Source organism: Amycolatopsis sp. NPDC041971 (assembly GCF_055588925.1).
This window is the reverse complement of the sequence record NZ_JBVJCE010000002.1, coordinates 140,885-156,317: the sequence shown is the minus strand read 5'-3', so window position 1 is coordinate 156,317 and position 15,433 is coordinate 140,885. Positions and strand designations below refer to the sequence as shown.

At 68.4% G+C, this 15,433-nt stretch carries 18 protein-coding genes and 1 pseudogene; 8 read left to right on the top strand and 11 right to left on the bottom strand.

Annotated elements, in window-relative coordinates:
* Positions 1-225 precede the first annotated feature (225 nt).
* From ACZ6DT_RS05805 to ACZ6DT_RS05795, 3 genes are read right to left on the bottom strand one after another with little or no spacing between them, the layout of a single operon-like run.
* Positions 226-855, bottom strand: coding sequence for an anti-sigma factor family protein (locus ACZ6DT_RS05805; RefSeq protein WP_465589275.1), 630 nt, complete (start codon positions 853-855; stop codon positions 226-228).
* Complete coding sequence (locus ACZ6DT_RS05800; protein ID WP_465589272.1) at positions 852-1,364, bottom strand: sigma-70 family RNA polymerase sigma factor; 513 nt, start codon at positions 1,362-1,364, stop codon at positions 852-854. Before ACZ6DT_RS05800 ends, ACZ6DT_RS05805 begins: the two co-directional genes overlap by 4 nt.
* A complete protein-coding gene (locus ACZ6DT_RS05795; protein ID WP_465589269.1) occupies positions 1,361-1,729 on the bottom strand; it encodes a hypothetical protein in 369 nt (122 codons plus the stop codon). The genes ACZ6DT_RS05800 and ACZ6DT_RS05795 overlap by 4 nt, the downstream gene beginning before the upstream one ends.
* Before the next feature lie 132 nt (positions 1,730-1,861).
* Here ACZ6DT_RS05795 and ACZ6DT_RS05790 point away from each other — a divergent pair, with 132 nt between their 5' ends.
* Positions 1,862-2,302 carry a Rieske (2Fe-2S) protein gene (locus ACZ6DT_RS05790; RefSeq protein WP_465589266.1) on the top strand — a complete coding sequence of 147 codons (441 nt, stop codon included), beginning with the start codon at positions 1,862-1,864 and terminating at the stop codon, positions 2,300-2,302.
* Between the two features lie 64 nt (positions 2,303-2,366).
* Here ACZ6DT_RS05790 and ACZ6DT_RS05785 read toward each other — a convergent pair whose 3' ends face one another.
* Together ACZ6DT_RS05785 and ACZ6DT_RS05780 are read right to left on the bottom strand one after the other, a co-directional pair.
* Positions 2,367-2,822: a PTS sugar transporter subunit IIA gene (locus ACZ6DT_RS05785; protein ID WP_465589263.1), complete on the bottom strand. Its 456-nt coding sequence runs from the start codon at positions 2,820-2,822 to the stop codon at positions 2,367-2,369.
* Positions 2,819-3,064, bottom strand: a pseudogene (locus ACZ6DT_RS05780) (PTS sugar transporter subunit IIB); the annotation flags it as partial. The gene ACZ6DT_RS05785 and the pseudogene ACZ6DT_RS05780, both read right to left, overlap by 4 nt.
* Positions 3,065-3,289: 225 nt before the next feature.
* Here ACZ6DT_RS05780 and ACZ6DT_RS05775 point away from each other — a divergent pair.
* From ACZ6DT_RS05775 to ACZ6DT_RS05760, 4 genes are all read left to right on the top strand, one after another.
* Positions 3,290-4,078 carry a GntR family transcriptional regulator gene (locus tag ACZ6DT_RS05775; protein WP_465589260.1) on the top strand — a complete coding sequence of 263 codons (789 nt, stop codon included), beginning with the start codon at positions 3,290-3,292 and terminating at the stop codon, positions 4,076-4,078.
* Positions 4,075-5,331: a PTS transporter subunit EIIC gene (locus tag ACZ6DT_RS05770; protein ID WP_465589257.1), complete on the top strand. Its 1,257-nt coding sequence runs from the start codon at positions 4,075-4,077 to the stop codon at positions 5,329-5,331. Before ACZ6DT_RS05775 ends, ACZ6DT_RS05770 begins: the two co-directional genes overlap by 4 nt.
* 40 nt (positions 5,332-5,371) lie before the next feature.
* Positions 5,372-5,638, top strand: coding sequence for an HPr family phosphocarrier protein (locus tag ACZ6DT_RS05765; RefSeq protein ID WP_076163675.1), 267 nt, complete (start codon positions 5,372-5,374; stop codon positions 5,636-5,638).
* 235 nt (positions 5,639-5,873) lie between these two features.
* Positions 5,874-6,698: a serine hydrolase domain-containing protein gene (locus ACZ6DT_RS05760; protein ID WP_465589255.1), complete on the top strand. Its 825-nt coding sequence runs from the start codon at positions 5,874-5,876 to the stop codon at positions 6,696-6,698.
* Here the strand turns inward: ACZ6DT_RS05760 and ACZ6DT_RS05755 are convergent.
* Complete coding sequence (locus tag ACZ6DT_RS05755; protein ID WP_465589253.1) at positions 6,688-7,629, bottom strand: D-2-hydroxyacid dehydrogenase family protein; 942 nt, start codon at positions 7,627-7,629, stop codon at positions 6,688-6,690. The two genes, ACZ6DT_RS05760 and ACZ6DT_RS05755, sit on opposite strands and share 11 nt — an antisense overlap.
* 93 nt (positions 7,630-7,722) lie before the next feature.
* Here ACZ6DT_RS05755 and ACZ6DT_RS05750 point away from each other — a divergent pair, with 93 nt between their 5' ends.
* Positions 7,723-8,352: a maleylpyruvate isomerase family mycothiol-dependent enzyme gene (locus ACZ6DT_RS05750; RefSeq protein WP_465589250.1), complete on the top strand. Its 630-nt coding sequence runs from the start codon at positions 7,723-7,725 to the stop codon at positions 8,350-8,352.
* 3 nt (positions 8,353-8,355) lie between these two features.
* Here the strand turns inward: ACZ6DT_RS05750 and ACZ6DT_RS05745 are convergent, their stop codons facing one another.
* The gene (locus ACZ6DT_RS05745; protein ID WP_465589247.1) at positions 8,356-9,555 is read right to left on the bottom strand and encodes an endonuclease/exonuclease/phosphatase family protein; all 1,200 of its coding nucleotides are present in this window, start codon (positions 9,553-9,555) and stop codon (positions 8,356-8,358) included.
* A gap of 152 nt (positions 9,556-9,707) precedes the next feature.
* Between ACZ6DT_RS05745 and ACZ6DT_RS05740 the strand changes: the two genes are divergently transcribed.
* Positions 9,708-10,124, top strand: coding sequence for a hypothetical protein (locus ACZ6DT_RS05740; protein WP_465589245.1), 417 nt, complete (start codon positions 9,708-9,710; stop codon positions 10,122-10,124).
* A gap of 17 nt (positions 10,125-10,141) precedes the next feature.
* Positions 10,142-10,810 (top strand): TetR/AcrR family transcriptional regulator, encoded by a 669-nt coding sequence (locus ACZ6DT_RS05735; protein ID WP_465589242.1) that lies wholly within the window; start codon positions 10,142-10,144, stop codon positions 10,808-10,810.
* Between the two features lie 186 nt (positions 10,811-10,996).
* On the opposite strand, the gene ACZ6DT_RS05730 is transcribed toward ACZ6DT_RS05735, so the two are convergent.
* The 4 genes from ACZ6DT_RS05730 to ruvX all read right to left on the bottom strand — a co-directional run bounded on the left by ACZ6DT_RS05730 (position 10,997) and on the right by ruvX (position 15,412).
* Entirely contained in the window at positions 10,997-12,265 is a 1,269-nt protein-coding gene (locus ACZ6DT_RS05730; protein ID WP_465589240.1) for a GrpB family protein, read from the bottom strand.
* 57 nt (positions 12,266-12,322) lie between these two features.
* Positions 12,323-13,180 (bottom strand): shikimate dehydrogenase, encoded by an 858-nt coding sequence (locus tag ACZ6DT_RS05725; RefSeq protein ID WP_465589238.1) that lies wholly within the window; start codon positions 13,178-13,180, stop codon positions 12,323-12,325.
* Entirely contained in the window at positions 13,167-14,624 is a 1,458-nt protein-coding gene (mltG, locus tag ACZ6DT_RS05720; RefSeq protein WP_465590514.1) for an endolytic transglycosylase MltG, read from the bottom strand. The genes ACZ6DT_RS05725 and mltG overlap by 14 nt, the downstream gene beginning before the upstream one ends.
* A 359-nt stretch (positions 14,625-14,983) precedes the next feature.
* The gene (gene ruvX / locus ACZ6DT_RS05715) at positions 14,984-15,412 is read right to left on the bottom strand and encodes a Holliday junction resolvase RuvX (RefSeq protein WP_465589235.1); all 429 of its coding nucleotides are present in this window, start codon (positions 15,410-15,412) and stop codon (positions 14,984-14,986) included.
* Between the last annotated feature and the right edge of the window lie 21 nt (positions 15,413-15,433).

Below are 15,433 nucleotides of genomic sequence, written 5' to 3'. Positions count from 1 at the left end.
ACAGTTCTTCTCACGCATTTGTGAAGGGGGGGGCGTGGCCGGTGGTTGGGCGTTTGTTCCGGGAAGCCCCCCTGGAGGGACCCTGGGTCCCTCAAGGAGGCCTTCACGGAACGCGATCGCCACAGCAGACCTGCTGGCAGCGGTCGGATCGTCCGGTCCGAAAGTTTTCGGAGTGGGGGCAATCCGCGTCGCCTCCGGCGTCGAAGGCCTGTCATGACACCGGGATCAGGGGTTCATCCGCAGCAACGGCAGACCCGAGGGCGTGCGGATCTCCAGCGCCTTGATGTCGCCGGTGCGCATCGCGGTGCCGACCACGATGTGCGCGGTGTCCTTGGGCATCGCGCGCCAGGACGCGAGTTCGCTGGTGCCGGCGGCGGCGCCGACGGCGACCAGGATGTAGTCCCCGGTGCGGTTGCCGCCGTAGCTGCACGTCATGTCGACCCTCGTGCCGGTGTCCGTGGCGGACATGGCGACCTCGGCGGTCACCGGATAGTCGCCGAGCGGGGTCATCGGGTCGCCCGCCGTCGCGACCGGGCCGGCCAGGACGACCACGAGCGCGACACCGGCGGCGACGGCCACGCCTGCCGCGGTGGTGGTGATGGCCCGTTGGATCCGCCTTCCCCGGCGGACCCGTTTGAGCACGGTCGGCAGCAGTTCCGGCGAGGGCGCGGGTTCGTCTTCCGGCAGCGCGGGGGCGCCTGCCTGGGCGAGCAGGCCGGGGATTCCGGCCAGCTCGCGCACGGATGCGGCGCACCGGTCGCAGACGCGAAGGTGCTTCTCGTAGGCGAACCGGTCTTCCGGGGACAACGCCCCGAGCACGTAAGCCGCGTCGTAGGTGGCGAAGGGGTCGGTCATTGAGTCACCCCTCTTTCCTCCAAGATCAGCCGCAACGCCCGCAACGCGTAGTGCGTCCGCGACTTGATGGTCCCTTCGGCCGCACCCAGCCGCTTCGCAGCGTCGGCGACGGAGTAACCCTGGAAATAACACAGGACGAGCACGTCCCGGTGTCTCGGCGAGAGCTCGCCGAGGGCTTCGGCGACCAGCCAGCCTTGAACGGCCCGTTCGGTGCCGTCCGTGACCGCCGTTTCGGGCGGCTGGCCGGTCACCACCTCCGGATGCGCCTCGGAGGCGCGCCAGTCGTCGATGGCGATCCGCCTCGCGACGGTGAACAGCCAGCCGCGGGCCGATCCCTCCGTCTGGTCGAGCACCTTGGCGTTACGCCAGGCCCGCAGCAACGTCTCCTGGACGACATCCTCCGCGCGGACCCGGTCTCCGCTGGTGAGGTGCAGTGCGTAGGACCAGAGCGCCGCCGCGTGCTCGTCGTGCAGAGCCCGCATCAGCCGGTCCTCCGCGAATTCTTTCACCGATCCGTGCTTTCGCGGTTGAGGAGCAGCGGGAGGGCGAAGACCACGCACACCACTTCGGCGATCAAACCCCAGAGCTCGGCCTGTGTGGTGAAGCGCTCCGAGACGCCGAAGAAACCTGTGGTCAGCGAGAGCACGTACGCACCCAGCGTCGCCAGGCCGAAGCCGATCGCCGCGAGCGCGGGCAGCCGGTGGTGCCACACCAGGACGGCGACCGCGATGACCACGCCCGCCACGACGTTCACCAGGAAGAGCGGGCCGACCACGTCGGTTTCCGACGCCCAGTCCTGCCATACGACGTAATGCACCCATGCCGAGCCGAGCAGGCCCGCCGCCACGACCGCCCGCAGCAACCACCGGATCATGTCCGTATCTCTTTTCCGCGTGTTCGGTTCCCCTATGCCTTTGAACACGGAAAATCGGGTCTCCCGGTTCAATCCGATACCCGATGGACGCCGAAATTGAACCGGATGGCCGCTCCGACCGTGTGTAGGGGCATGACTGCCGAACTCCACTCCCGCCGCACCGTCCTGACCACCGGAGCCGCCGTCGCCGGCGCGGCCGTCGGTGCCGTGGCCCTCACGGCCTGCGGAAGCGAAACCCCGCCGTCCGGCTCCACCACCGCACCGTCCGCCGCAGAGCCGGGCGAGACCCTGACCGCGCTCTCCGACCTCGAGGTCGGCAAGGCGAAGGCCGCCAAGACCGCCGACGGCAAGGACGTCATCGTCACCAGGACCGCCGAAGGCACGGCGGCCGCGTTCAGCGCGATCTGCACGCATCAGGGCTGCGCGGTCGTCCCCGAGGGGGCCGAGCTCAAATGTCCCTGCCATAACTCGATCTTCGACGCCGCGACCGGCGCGGTCAAAAAGGGACCGGCGGACCAGCCGCTGCCCTCGATCGCGGTCAAGGTCATGAACGGCCAGGTCGTCACGGCCTGACGAACACGAAAGGGTCCCTTTAGGACGGAATTTCCGTCCTAAAGGGACCCTTTGAGCCGAGGCTTCAGCTGTCCCAGGTGAAGATCGCGTCGCCCGCCTCGACGTCGCCGCCGGTGAGCAGTCCCGAAAGGACTTCGGCCTTCGCGTCCAGCGCCACCACCGGCACGATCGGCGAGTAACCCGCGGCCTCGACCGCCTCGGGGTCCCACTCGACGACCGGCTGCCCGGCGCGGACGGTCTCACCCTTGACGACGTGGAGGCCGAACCCCTCGCCCTTCTGCTTCACCGTGTCGATCCCGAGGTGGACCAGCACCCCGCGGCCGTCTTCGGTGGCCACCACGAAGGCGTGCGGGTGCAGGGTCACGACCGTCCCGGCGACCGGCGCGACCGCGTCCTGACGCCCGCCCGAGGGCATGACCGCGAGACCGGGGCCGACCATCGCCTGCGCGAAGACCGGATCGGGCACTTCGGTCATAGCGGTCGTCTTACCGCTCACGGGGCTCAGAATTTCGAGACTCACATCAGGTCCTCGATGTCGCTGGCGATCGTGTCGGCCTCCGGCCCCACGATCACCTGGACGCCCGCCCCCATGCGGACGACGCCCATCGCGCCGGCGGCCTTCAGCGCCGCCTCGTCGAGCAGGCTCATGTCTTCGAGCTCACACCGCAGCCGGGTGATGCAGCCCTCCACCTCGATGACGTTCTCGGCACCGCCGAGACCCGCGAGGATCTTTTCCGCCCTGTCATCCGCCATCGCGGTCTCCCTGTTCCCTGTCGGTTTCCCACATGCGAACCAGCTGTACTACGCCGTTCGCCGACTCGCACGTGATCCCTGGCCACGAACGCGTAACGGTGGTTGACACCCGCTCGTGCGACGGAGCATCCTGCCCCATCGGATCATTGGTCTAGACCGGAACGTACCAATCTTCCGGATCAGATGCGAGTACGGGTTCCCCCGACCGACCGGCCCGAAAGGACGGTGACCGTCATGAGCGCTTCCGCGCAGCTGCCGCCGTCCGACCGTGTGATCAACGGACCGACGCCCAAGCACGCCCAGCTGCGGGAGATTCTGCGCCGCACAGTGGAGCGTGAGCTACCCCCAGGCTCGCCCATCCCCTCGGAACGTGACCTCGCCGAGACTTACCAGGTGTCGAGGCTCACCGTCCGCTCGGCGATCGGCAAGCTGGTCGAAGAAGGGCTCTTGTCGCGAGTGCGCGGCAAGGGGACGTTCACCGCCGCGAGGCGGATGGAATTGCAGCTCTACTTGATGTCCTTCACCGAGGACATGCGCCGTCGCGGGATGACGCCGACCACGGAGGTCGTCAAAACGGCCACCGAGGTCCCGCCCGCCCCTTCGGCGCACGCCCTCGGCCTGGCCCCGGGAACCCCGGCGCACCGGCTGGTGCGGCTCCGTCGCGCCGACGGGGTGCCGCTGGCGGTCGAACGCGGCTGGTATCACGCCGGCCGGATGCCCGGCCTGCTCGATCTCGATCTCACCCGATCGTTGTACGTCCAACTCGCCCAGTCGTATGACCTGCGCCCGGACCACGCTTGGCAGACGGTCTGGGCCGAATCCGCGGACCGCGAAACGGCACGCCTGCTCGGCATGCGCGCCGGCAGCCCGCTTCTTGTCTTCCGCCGGGTCTCCAGTGTCAACGGGGAGCCGATCGAAGACATGACTTCCTGGTACCGGGGCGATCATTACCAGGTCACCATGCAGCTGGACCGGAACACCCCGGATTCCGGTCACCATCCTCACTACGGAGGTACCCGATGAGCTCCACCACCGCCGAGGGGGCGAAGAGCAAGGGCAAGGGACTGGCCGGGCTTCAGCGCTTCGGCCGCAGCCTCATGCTCCCCATCGCCGCTCTGCCCGCCGCCGCGCTCCTCAACAGGTTCGGTCAGCCCGACCTGCTCGGCGAGGAGGGGCTCGGCTGGACCAAAGTCGCCGAGGTTCTCGGTGCGGCGGGCAACTCGCTGTTCAACTGGCTGCCGCTCCTGTTCGCGGTGGGTATCGCCGTCGGCTTCGCCCGGAAGAGCGACGGTGCGACCGCGCTGGCCGCCGTGGTCGGCTTCTTCGTGTTCACCAGCGTCCTCCAGGTCTTCGCGCCGTTCTCCGAGCTGCCGGGCTGGAACCCCGAGAAGCCCGCGGGCCTGATGCTCAACCCGATGAAGTGGCCCTACAGTGTGCTGGCCGGTGTGATCGTCGGCCTGGTCACCGCCCTGCTGTGGCAGAAGTTCTACCGTATCAAGCTGCCGCCGTACCTGGCCTTCTTCGGCGGCCGCCGGTTCGTGCCGATCGTCACCGCCCTGACGCTGATGATCCTCGCGGTGCCCTTCGGCCTGGTCTTCCACTGGGTCAACGAAGGTATCCAAGCCGCGGGAGAGGCGGTCACCGGCGCCCCTGTCGTCGGTGGCGGTATCTACGGTGTGCTGAACCGGTTGCTGATCCCGGTCGGCCTGCACCAGCTGCTGAACGTGCCGGTGTGGTTCATCTTCGACGGTGGCGACCTCACCCAGTTCTTCGAGGGCGACCCCACCCGCGGCGCCTTCATGACCGGGTTCTTCCCGATCTTCATGTTCGCCATCCCCGCCGCGGCGCTGGCGATCTGGCAGAGCGCGAAGCCCAGCCAGAAGAAGATCGTCGGCGGTGTGATGATCGCCGGTGCGCTGACCTCGTTCCTGACCGGGATCACCGAACCGATCGAGTTCTCGTTCATGTTCGTCGCGTGGCCGCTGTACTTGATCCACGCGGTCCTGACTGGTACGTCGATGGCACTGGTGAACGCGCTCGACATCCACCTCGGCTTCGGCTTCTCCGCCGGGGCGATCGACTTCGCGCTCAACAGCGGTCTCCCGGCGGCGAGCAGCAACGTTTGGCTGCTCATCCCGATCGGGTTGGCCTATGGAGTCATCTACTACGTGATCTTCCGTTTCGTGATCAAGAAGTGGAACCTGCGGACCCCGGGCCGCGAGGACGACGCTGTCGAGGCGGATCTCGAAGCCACCGCGGCGAAGCCCGTCAAGTAGTTTCAGCTCAGTAGAACCGAAGGCACGAAAGGGAAAGAACATGCCGGAGAAACGCGTCACCGTGGCCAGCAAGGTGGGCCTGCACGCCAGGCCCGCGGCCACGGTCGCCAAGGCGGCCGCGGCGCAGCCCGTCGCGGTGTCCATCGCCAAGGCGGGTGGTGACCCGGTCGCGGCCGGCAGCGTGCTGAACCTGATGACGCTCGCCGCCGGCTACGGCGACGAGGTCATCATCAGTGCCGAGGGTGAGGGGGCCGAGGCGGCCGTCGACGCCATCGCCGAGCTGGTGGCGACCGACCTCGACGCCTGACCCGGTCCCTGCGTGTCCGGGGTGAACCCGCGACCGCGATCGACGTCGGCAGGGCGCCATCCGGTCATCCACGTCACGGATGCGGACAGAGCGCCCTGCCACCGCGATAGCGGGGGCCTTCGGCCGGGCGGGTTCACGCGTACGGCCACCTTCACAGGTGCACCTTCGGCTCCGCCGACAAGTTCTCCGAAGCCCGGGCCGCCCCGACCGGCCCGGGCTTCGTAGGGTGTTGGACATGGACAGCGTGCGCGAGATCGAACAGTGGCCTTCCGCCAACGCCGCCACGGCCGTGGTGACCGCCGCCGGTGACGTGCTGGGCACGCACGGCGACACGACGAAGGTGTACAAGCTGGCGTCGGTGACCAAACCGCTCACCGCCTACGCCGCACTGATCGCCATCGAAGAGGGCGTCGTCGAGCTCGACACCCCCGCCGGGCCGGAGGGCGCCACGATCCGGCATCTGCTCGCGCACACCTCGGGCCTGGCCTTCAACGAGCACAAGCCGATGGCCGCGCCGGGCAACCGGCGCCTGTACTCCAACGCCGGATTCGAGCAGCTCGCCGACGCGCTCACCCAGCACTCCGGCATCCCCTTCGCCGACTACCAGGCGGAGGCGCTTTTCCAGCCGCTGGGCATGAAGGCGACCAAGCTGACCGGCTCCCCCGCTTCGGGCGCGGAGTCCACTGTGGACGACATGGTCGCGTTCGCCGCCGAACTGCAGGCACCGAAGCTCGTCGCCGCCGAAACGGTGCGCGAGGCGACTTCCGTGGTCTTCCCCGAACTTTCCGGTGTCCTGCCCGGGTTCGGCCACCAGAAGCCGAACGACTGGGGCCTCGGTTTCGAGATCCGCGACCACAAGAGTCCACATTGGACCGGATCGTCGAGCTCACCGCGGACCTTCGGCCACTTCGGGCAGTCCGGCACGTTCCTCTGGGTCGATCCCGACGCCGGCGCCGCCTGCGTCGCGCTCACCGACCGCGCCTTCGGACCATGGGCCGCCGAGGTGTGGCCGCCCTACACCGACGCCGTGCTCGCCGAACTGCGCGACCTCACTCCATGACACGGATCGGCGAACCCGCCTGGAAGGCCGCGATGTCCTCCACCGCGTCGCGGTAGAAGATCTCGTAGGCCTCCCGGGTGACGTAGCCGATGTGCGGGGTGAGCACGACGTTGTCCAGCGTCCGCAGTGGATGCTCCGACGGCAGCGGCTCGACGTCGTAGACATCCAGCGCGGCGACCGCGATCTCCTTGCGGCGCAAGGCGTCCACCAGCGCGGCTTCGTCCACGATCGGGCCGCGTGAGGTGTTGACCAGCATCGCCGACGGCTTCATCGCGGCGAGTTCGGGCGCACCGACCAGCCCGCGGCTGCGGTCACTGAGCACCAGATGGACCGACAGGACGTCCGCACGGGCGAACAGTTCCTCTTTCGAAACCGCCGTCACGCCGTGGGGATCGGCCTTCTCCTGGGTCAGGTTCTGGCTCCAGGCGATGGTCTCCATGCCGAAAGCCTGGCCGATCTTGGCCGCGCCGGCACCGAGCCTGCCGAGCCCGAGCAACCCGAGGGTCTTGCCGGACAGGATCGTGCCGACAGTGGTCTGCCAGCCGCCGTCGCGCATGTTCGCCGACTCCACCGGCACGTTCCGGGCGGCGGCGAGGATCAGCGCCCAGGTGTGCTCGGCCGCCGGGGCCGCGATGTACCCGGTGGAGGAGACGACCACACCATTACGCCGGGCGGCGGCCACGTCGATGGCGGCGTTGCGGTGGCCGGTGCTCACCAGCAGCTTGAGGGCGGGCAGCCGGTCGAGGACCTCGGCCGGGAAGCGGGTGCGCTCGCGCATCGCGACCACGACGTCGAAGTCCCGGAGGCGGCCCACCACGCCGGCGGGATCCGCGAACGGCTTCGTGAACACCTCGATCTCGGCGCCGAGGGAATCCCAGTCCCCGAAACCGAGCGCTACTTCCTGGTAATCGTCGAGAATCGCGATCTTCATGATCGCCAGGCTAGTTCAGCTCTTTCGAAGAACTCGAACGGCGAGGACTCTGGTTCCATGGCGGCGAGGTGTATCGCAGAACAGAGGAGCGGGATGAACGACGGCGAGATCCTGGCCTGGACCGAGACGGAACGGCTGAGCTTCGCGGATCTGCTGGCGGGTCTCGCCGAGCACGACTGGTCGGCGACCACCCTGTGTACGGAATGGACGGTCCACGCGATGGCGGGCCATCTCGCGCAGACCACCAGGAACCGGCTCAAGGACACCCTCGTCGGCATCGTCAGGGCCAAGGGCGACTGGGACAGGATGAACGTCGACCAGGCCGTCGCCTACGCCACCCGGTTCTCCCCGGCCGAACTCGTCGCTCAGATCCGCGAGGACGCCGGATCACGGCGCCGCTCACCCGGCGCCAAACCGGTCGACCCGCTCGCCGACGTGCTCATCCACGGCCAGGACGTCGCCCGCCCGCTCGGCATCACCCGGCCGATGCCGGAGAAGCCGGCGATCGCGGCGCTGGAGCACCTGCTGGTCAGCCCGTTCTGGGGGGCCAAGAAGCGGTGCAAGGAACTCAAGTTGATCGCCACCGACGCCGAGTGGACCGGTGGCACGGGCCACGAGGAGGTGCGGGGCTCCCTCGTCGACCTGCTTCTGGCCGTGAGCGGCCGGAGCACCGGCCTCGCCACCCTCACCGGCCCGGGCACCGTCCGGCTCGGCGCCGGCTGAACGTCACCAGCGCGGGACGAACACGTCGACCCGGACCAGGTGGTGGTCCGAAGCGTCGTTGAGCCGGGCCGACGGTGAGCCGGGCAGCGGCCAGAAGACCTCGGCGCGCCAAGGGAACAGGCCCTTCGACGGCAGGACGTAGTCGATCCGCAGGTTCCCCGGCGCGTTGTCGTTGAAGTCGCCGGTGTCGAAGAAGGGGTCGCCCTTCTGGCCGATGTTGGCGCCTGCCTGGTCCTGGGCGGCGCGCACGCCCCCTTCGCTGCCCGGCCGGGTCTCGATGACGCGCGGCGCGTTCAGCAGGCGTGAGATCGCGCCTGGGACGCTGTCTCCGTCGAGCGGGTCGGAGTTGTAGTCACCGGCGACGACGAACTTCTCGTGCGCGCGGAGCCCGCCTCGACGGCCGTCGTCGTCGTAGATGTAACGGCCCTTGCCCGGGGTCACGTAGTCCGCCCAGAAGCGGATCTCGTCGTTGTTGCGGGTGCCGTTGCGGTCTTCGGGGCCGTCGAAGGTGGGCGGCGTCGGATGCGCGGTCAGGAAGTGGACGGTCGAGCGGCCGACGCGGACCGGGACGTCCCAATGGGACTTCGACGACAGGCGCAGCACGTCGAGCGCCTGCGGCGAGTACCAATCACCCGGCGCCGGGGTGGCCGGGTCGTCCGGGAGCAGCGCGCCCGGCATGTCCTTCCAGCGGAACTTCTGGAACGTCCGCACGTGCTTGGTGTCGATCGGGTACTTGGACAGCACGAGCATGCCGTACTGGCCCTCGAAGAGGCCGAAACCGTGCGCGTCGTTGCCGCCGCCGACCTGGCCGTTGCGGTCGAGGTCGTGGCCGGTCGCGACGCCGGTGTTCGACGGCGCCGTGAAGGCGTACGGGTAGTCGATCGGCGCGGCGCCGTTCTGGCCGCGCTCGAGGTAGTTCTCGCGGAACAGATCGGCGGCGCGGTTGCCGGGCACGTAGTCGAACTCGTTGATCAGCAGCACGTCCGGCCGGTTGCGCTGGATCACCTCGGCGACCTCGCCCGCCTGGGCGTTGCCCGGCTGCGACAGGTCGGTCACCAGCTGACCGGCGGCGCCACGGTTGAGCGAAGCGTTGTACGTCGCGAAGCGGACGTTGTGCCCGACGGTGGCTTCCGCCGGTGTGGCGGCCAGCAGCGTCCCGGCCAGTAAGGCGCCCGAGGTGAGCACGGCGGCGATGCGTTTCACGGTCTTGAACTCCCCGTTTCGAGGGCGACAGTCGGTGCGACCTTACGCACCTCACGCGGCCGCACGGGTGAGCTTCAGGTGAACAGCAGCTCTTGAACGCGTTCAAGAGCTGGGCTACGGTACTTCTTGAACACGTTCAAAAGGAGGTCCTCATGCAACCCGTCGTCGTGGCCTACGCGCTCTACCTGGCCATCACCGTCCCGCTGACCGTGCTGGTAGCCCGCACGTTGAGCAGGCACGGCAAGACGTTCCTGGAAGACGTCTTCCAGGACAAACAAGCGCTGGCGCATTCGGTCAACCAACTGCTCGTCGTCGGGTTCTACCTGGTCAGCCTGGGTTTCGTGACCCTGTTCCTGACCAGCGACGACATCGTCCTCGACGCGCGCGACGTCTTCGAGATGCTGTCGGTCAAGGTCGGCACCGTGGCGCTCGTACTCGGCGTGATGCACGTCGGGAACGTGCTGGTGTTCAACGGCATCCGGCGCAAGCACCTCAATCACGCGGCCGCGCGTCCCGTTCCGCCGCCCTACCCCGGCTATCCGGCGCCCGCTCCGCACCCCGCGCCCTGACCGGATAACGTGCAGGCGTGGCGAAGAGTGAGGAAACCAAGTCACTGATCGTGGCGACCGCGTTACGGTTGTTCGCCGAGAACGGCTACGACCGCACGACCATGCGGGCCATCGCCGCCGAAGCGGGTGTGTCGGTCGGGAACGCCTACTACTACTTCGCCTCGAAAGATCAGCTGATCCAGGGTTTCTACGACGAGATCGCCAGGGTGCACCTGACGACGGCGCGGCAGGCGATCGAAGGTGAGCGGGACTTCGGCGCGCGGCTCAAGAGCGTCCTGCTCGCCTGGCTCGACGTCGCCGAGCCGTACCACCGCTTCGGCACCCAGTTCTTCGTCAACGCCGCCGACCCGGACTCGCCGCTGAGCCCGTTCAGCGAGGAGTCTTCGCCCGCGCGGGACGCCTCGATCGGCCTGATGCGCGACGTCATCGCCGACTCCGACGTCAAACTCGACCCGGACCTGCGCGACGACCTGCCCGACCTGCTGTGGCTCTACCAGATGGGTGTCGTGCTGTTCTGGGTCCACGACCGCTCCCCCGGCCAGAAACGCAGCCGGGTACTGGTGGAACGGACCGTCCCGCTGATCGCGCGGCTGGTGGGGCTTTCGCGGCTGCGGGTGCTGAGGCCGGTCAGCCGGGAAATCGTTTCGCTGATCCGGGACCTTTCGAAGCGCGACTATGCCGCTTGACGCGCGTTTTAGTCACCTACTTGCGTTTCGGAGGCTCGCACGATTCCGTGAAGGCCTCCTTGAGGGACCCTGGGTCCCTCAAGGAGGCCTTCACGGACTTCTGGGACGCGAGCCAGAAGCCGTTCCTCGGGCACTTCAGCCTCAACGCGAGCGCGTGCAGCCGGTCGAGGCCCCGCAAGTAGGTGACTAACTGCGAGTCGGGGAGGGTTCCCGGACCGTGCGGAAGTACAGGAACCGCGGCTGGGTCCGCAGCTTCGCGTACCACCGCGGGTCCGATTCGGCGATCGTCTCGTCCGGCATCGGCTCGACCAGCCTGTCGACCGCGAAGCCGGCGTCCCGCACCGCGCCGAACGTCCAGCTCAGCGGCCGCCGGTAGAACCGGACCTTCTGCCCCGCCGGGAACTCGTCTTCCAGCAGTTCGAGCTGGAAGTAGTTCCGCTTGTCGAACCAGCGCCAGTCCTCGCCGGGATGGTGCACCGAGAACACCAGGAGCCCGCCCGGTTTGAGCACCCGCCGGAACTCCGCCAACGCCGGCGCCCACTCCTTCAGGTAATGCAGCACGAGCGACGCCGTGATGACGTCGATCGAACCGTCGTCCAGAAAGGACATCGGCCGCGAGACGTCGGCCGTCTCGAACTTCGCGACGTCCCCGAACTTCTCCCTGGCGATGGCGACCATACCCGCGCTGGCGTCGACGCCGAGGACGTCCGCGCCTTTCGCGGCGAGCAGCGCACTGAGATGACCCGCCGCGCTGCCGACGTCCAGCACCCGTTTGCCCGCCACGTCCCCGGCCAGCTCGACGATGGCGGGGCGGTCGTAGTGGGCGTTGGTGCTGCTGGTTTCGGCGTGCGCCGCGTAGAGCCGGGCGAACCCGTCGTATTGGGCCGCGCGCGCCCGCTCGATGATCTCGTCGATCACCTCGGTCTTGGCGTCGGCGTAGTGCTGGATGTACTTCCAGGTGCGCGACGCGAGTTCGCGTTTCTTGGCCTCGTAGAGCTTCCGCTCGTCCTCGTGCGCGATCAGGCGGTCGCGGAAGAGCCGGTAACGCTCGGTCTGGCCGTTGTCCGGCGAGTAGACGTGCAGGTTGATGTTGGTGTCCGGGCCTTTGAAGGCTCGGTGCTTCTCCCACTCCGGCTCGCGGATGACGAGCTTGTAGCCCTCGGCCTCCAACTGCGGCACATAAGCGTCCTCGTCGTCCGAATCGGTGACGATCAGCATGATGTCGATGATCGGTTTGGCGCACAGTCCCGGCACCGATGTGGAGCCGACGTGCTCCAGGACCAGCGCGCGTTCCCCCAGGATTCCCCTGATGCGCTTGGCTTCCCGGTCGAACAGGGCGGGCCACTCCGGGTCGTATTCGGCCAGCGTGACGGTGGAATTCAGGACCGGAGCCTGCTCGACCCACGCATTGTTGATGTCTTCTTCGGTGTAGTCGTCTCGATCGGGTTTGGGCACGACCCCTCGTTCCTTCCTCAAGGCAGTCGGCCAGATTATCGAACCCGGACGATCTTGTCAGGAGATCGGCAGCGAAAGGATCCCGCCGGTCGCCGCGCGCAGCGCGTCCCGCATCTCCGCACGCGGCGCCGGCTGCCCGGTGAAATACTCGGACTGCCCGAAAGCCTGGTGCAGCAACATGTCCAGTCCGGTCGCGAGCCGCCCGCCCTGCTCGGCGACGGCTTCGGCGAGCGCGGTCGGCCAGGGGTGGTAGATGACGTCGAGGACGCAGTTGATCCGGGCCAGCTCCGCCAGATGCGGCCGGACGGCCTCCGGGGGCACGGTGTTCACCAAGACCGCCGAGCCGGCCGCGAGTTTCCCGAAGTCGGCGTCGGCCCAGCGGAGGACTTCGGCGTCGAGTCCGGCCCGCCGCGCCGCCTCGACCGTTTCCGTCGCCCGTGCGGGATCCCGCACGACGAGCCGCACCGTTCGCACACCGAGCGACGCGAGCCCGACGACGGCAGCCGCGGCCGTTCCGCCCGCTCCGAGGATCACAGCGGTGTCGTTCTCACCGGGCGAGTACTCCCCCGCGATCCGCAGCGCCTCGGTGACCCCGTCGACGTCGGTGCAGTCCGCCAGCCAGCCGGTTTCCCGGCGCGCCAGCGTGTTCGCCGCGCCGACCGCCGCCGCGCGTGGCGTGACCTCGTCGGCGAACTCCAGCGCGGCCCGTTTTCCGGGCATGGTCACCGAAAGCCCGGCCCACTCGGGGCCAAGACCACGGACGAACCCGGGCAGTCCGGGGCCGTCCATCTCGACCCGCTCGTAGGTCCAGCCGTCCAGGCCCAGCGCACGGAAGGCGGCGCCGTGCAGCACGGGCGAAAGCGAGTGTTCGACCGGCTTTCCCAGGATCGCGGCCTTACGGTTAGTAGACACCACGCCTCTGTGCGTCGAGCTTGTTCTTGTTGTGCTCGTCGTTCGTCACCGCGAAACAGGAGAGCCCGTTCTTCTCGCACTTGACGAAGAAGAGCCAATCTCCCGCGACTGGCTTTAGCGCGGCCTGGATCGCTTCCGCGCTGGGCACCGCGATCGGCGTCGGGGTCAGGCCATAAGACTTGTAAGTGTTGTAGGCACCCGCTTTTTCCCGTTCCTCGGGCTTCGTGAGCAACGTCGGCCGGTCGAGGATGTAGTTGATCGTCGAGTCCATCTCGAGCCGCATCTTGTCGGCGAGCCTGTTGTAGATGACCCGCGAGATCTTCCCGAAGTCGGCCTTCACCGCCTCGCGTTCGATGATCGACGCGATGACGAGCGTCTCGTACGGTGTCCTGCCCTCGCCCTTGGACTGATCGCTCAGCCCGGCGTCGAGGATGCGCTTCGCGGAGGCTTTCACGACGTCGGTGAGCAGTTCCTCGGCCGTCCAGCCGGGTTTGACGTTGAAGATGCCCGGGGCGATCAGCCCTTCGAGCCGCCGGTCCTTGTGCTCGGCCTTCGTGGCGGATTCGACGGCCCACGACGGGACGCCCAGCTTCGCCAGATCCGCGGTCTCGATCGTCTTCCGCAGTTCCTCGACCGGGATACAGGTGCTCGTGCCGTTCAGGTCCGCGCAGGAAGCCTTGGACAGTAACGAATACACGCCAGGTGTCACCTTGCCGTCCGGCTGGGTGATGTCGTGGAACTGAGTGTACGGCCGGATTTCGACCTGGCCGACCTTCGACGCGGGAGCGGTCATCTTCTCGACCGCGCTGGCACCGGACATTTTCGTCTTCATGACGTAATAGCCCTGCTGGAGCCGCGAGACGGCGGTGTTGTCCTCGCCCGCCTTCACGAACGCCTTGCCGCTGGCGACCACCCCGGCCGCCTGCAACCGGTTGCCGATCGCGGACGTCGAGTCGCCCTTCTCCACCCGGACGAGGACGTCGCTCTCGCCGGCGCCTTCGTAGTCTTCGTAGCCGAAGATCTCGGTGAACCCGTAGTAGGCACCACCGGCGAGCAGGAGGAGCACGGCCAGCGCGGCGATCCAGCCCAGCGCGCGCTTCTTCTTGCGCTTCTTGGGCGGCGGTCCCTGACGTTCCGGGCGCTCGTCCTCGATGCGTTCCGGCTCCGCGCGATCGTCGTCGTCGTCGTAGACCTGGGCGTCGTCGTAATCCTCGTAGCCGTCGTACTCGTCATAGTCGTCGTACGCGTCATCGCCGAAGATCTCGTTGTACTCCTCTTCGCTGCCCTGAGGCGGCGAAGAAGGAGCGACGCCGGGACGCCGTGCCATCGGCGCTTCCTGGATCGCGGGGAGGATGTCGGTCGGCCGCTCGTCCGGGAGCGGGCCGTCGTCCTCGCGGCGCCTGCGGCGGCCGGGGCGGGGCGGTTCGTCCTGCGCGTAGGCGGGCATACCGAGACCCCGGTCACCCGGCTGCGGGGACCGCCGCTGCGGTGCCGGAGGCGGCGGAGGAGCCGCCGCGGGTTCCGGAGCCCGCCTCGGCGGGGCCGGACGTTGTGCCGGCGGCGGATCGTCGGCGGCACGCCGGACGCGCGGTGGCGGCTCTTCGGGAGACCGGCGGGTACGCGGCGGTTCTTCCACCGGGGGCCGCACGGGCGGCGCCTCAGGGGGTTCCTGCCGGATGTGCCGTCGTCCCGAGGGCTGGGGTTCGGGACTTCGACGGGGCGGGGCCGGCGGCTGGATGCCTTCCTCAGGCTCCCGCAGCCGTCGTCTACCGCCCTGACGGCGCTCGGGCCGGCCGTGGGGCTCGGTCATGTATCGCCCTTCCGTGCGCGATGTGCCGCTACCGCGTCGATCCACGCCTGCAGGATCTCGACCGCGGCCGCCTGATCGACGACGGCACGATGCTTGCGTCCCTTCACCCCACGCTGCGACAGCATCCTGGATGCCGTCACCGTGGTCAACCGCTCGTCGGCCAGTCGCACCGGCACCGGAGCGACCCTGGCCGCGACCTTTTCGGCGTAGTCGAGCGCCGCTTCGGCCGCGGGGCCGTGCCGGTCCTTGAGCGTTCTCGGCAAGCCGACGACGACTTCGACCACGTCGTGTTCCGTGACGAGTCCGACGAGCTGATCGACGTCCTTATTGCCCGCCGCGTCGCGAGTGAGGGTAACGAGCGGGCTCGCGAGGATGGGGTCGGGATCGCTGAGCGCGACCCCGACCCGGACGGATCCGACATCCACCCCGAGCCGCCTGCCGCGCCC

What these genes read in the sequence shown, in the direction of transcription:
- ACZ6DT_RS05805 (WP_465589275.1), bottom strand. Translation starts at nt 855, where the DNA reads ATGACCGACCCCTTCGCCACCTACGACGCGGCTTACGTGCTCGGGGCG.
- ACZ6DT_RS05795 (WP_465589269.1), bottom strand. Translation starts at nt 1,729, where the DNA reads ATGATCCGGTGGTTGCTGCGGGCGGTCGTGGCGGCGGGCCTGCTCGGC.
- ACZ6DT_RS05790 (WP_465589266.1), top strand. Translation starts at nt 1,862, where the DNA reads ATGACTGCCGAACTCCACTCCCGCCGCACCGTCCTGACCACCGGAGCC.
- ACZ6DT_RS05775 (WP_465589260.1), top strand. Translation starts at nt 3,290, where the DNA reads ATGAGCGCTTCCGCGCAGCTGCCGCCGTCCGACCGTGTGATCAACGGA.
- ACZ6DT_RS05770 (WP_465589257.1), top strand. Translation starts at nt 4,075, where the DNA reads ATGAGCTCCACCACCGCCGAGGGGGCGAAGAGCAAGGGCAAGGGACTG.
- ACZ6DT_RS05765 (WP_076163675.1), top strand. Translation starts at nt 5,372, where the DNA reads ATGCCGGAGAAACGCGTCACCGTGGCCAGCAAGGTGGGCCTGCACGCC.
- ACZ6DT_RS05760 (WP_465589255.1), top strand. Translation starts at nt 5,874, where the DNA reads ATGGACAGCGTGCGCGAGATCGAACAGTGGCCTTCCGCCAACGCCGCC.
- ACZ6DT_RS05755 (WP_465589253.1), bottom strand. Translation starts at nt 7,629, where the DNA reads ATGAAGATCGCGATTCTCGACGATTACCAGGAAGTAGCGCTCGGTTTC.
- ACZ6DT_RS05750 (WP_465589250.1), top strand. Translation starts at nt 7,723, where the DNA reads ATGAACGACGGCGAGATCCTGGCCTGGACCGAGACGGAACGGCTGAGC.
- ACZ6DT_RS05740 (WP_465589245.1), top strand. Translation starts at nt 9,708, where the DNA reads ATGCAACCCGTCGTCGTGGCCTACGCGCTCTACCTGGCCATCACCGTC.
- mltG (WP_465590514.1), bottom strand. Translation starts at nt 14,624, where the DNA reads ATGCCCGCCTACGCGCAGGACGAACCGCCCCGCCCCGGCCGCCGCAGG.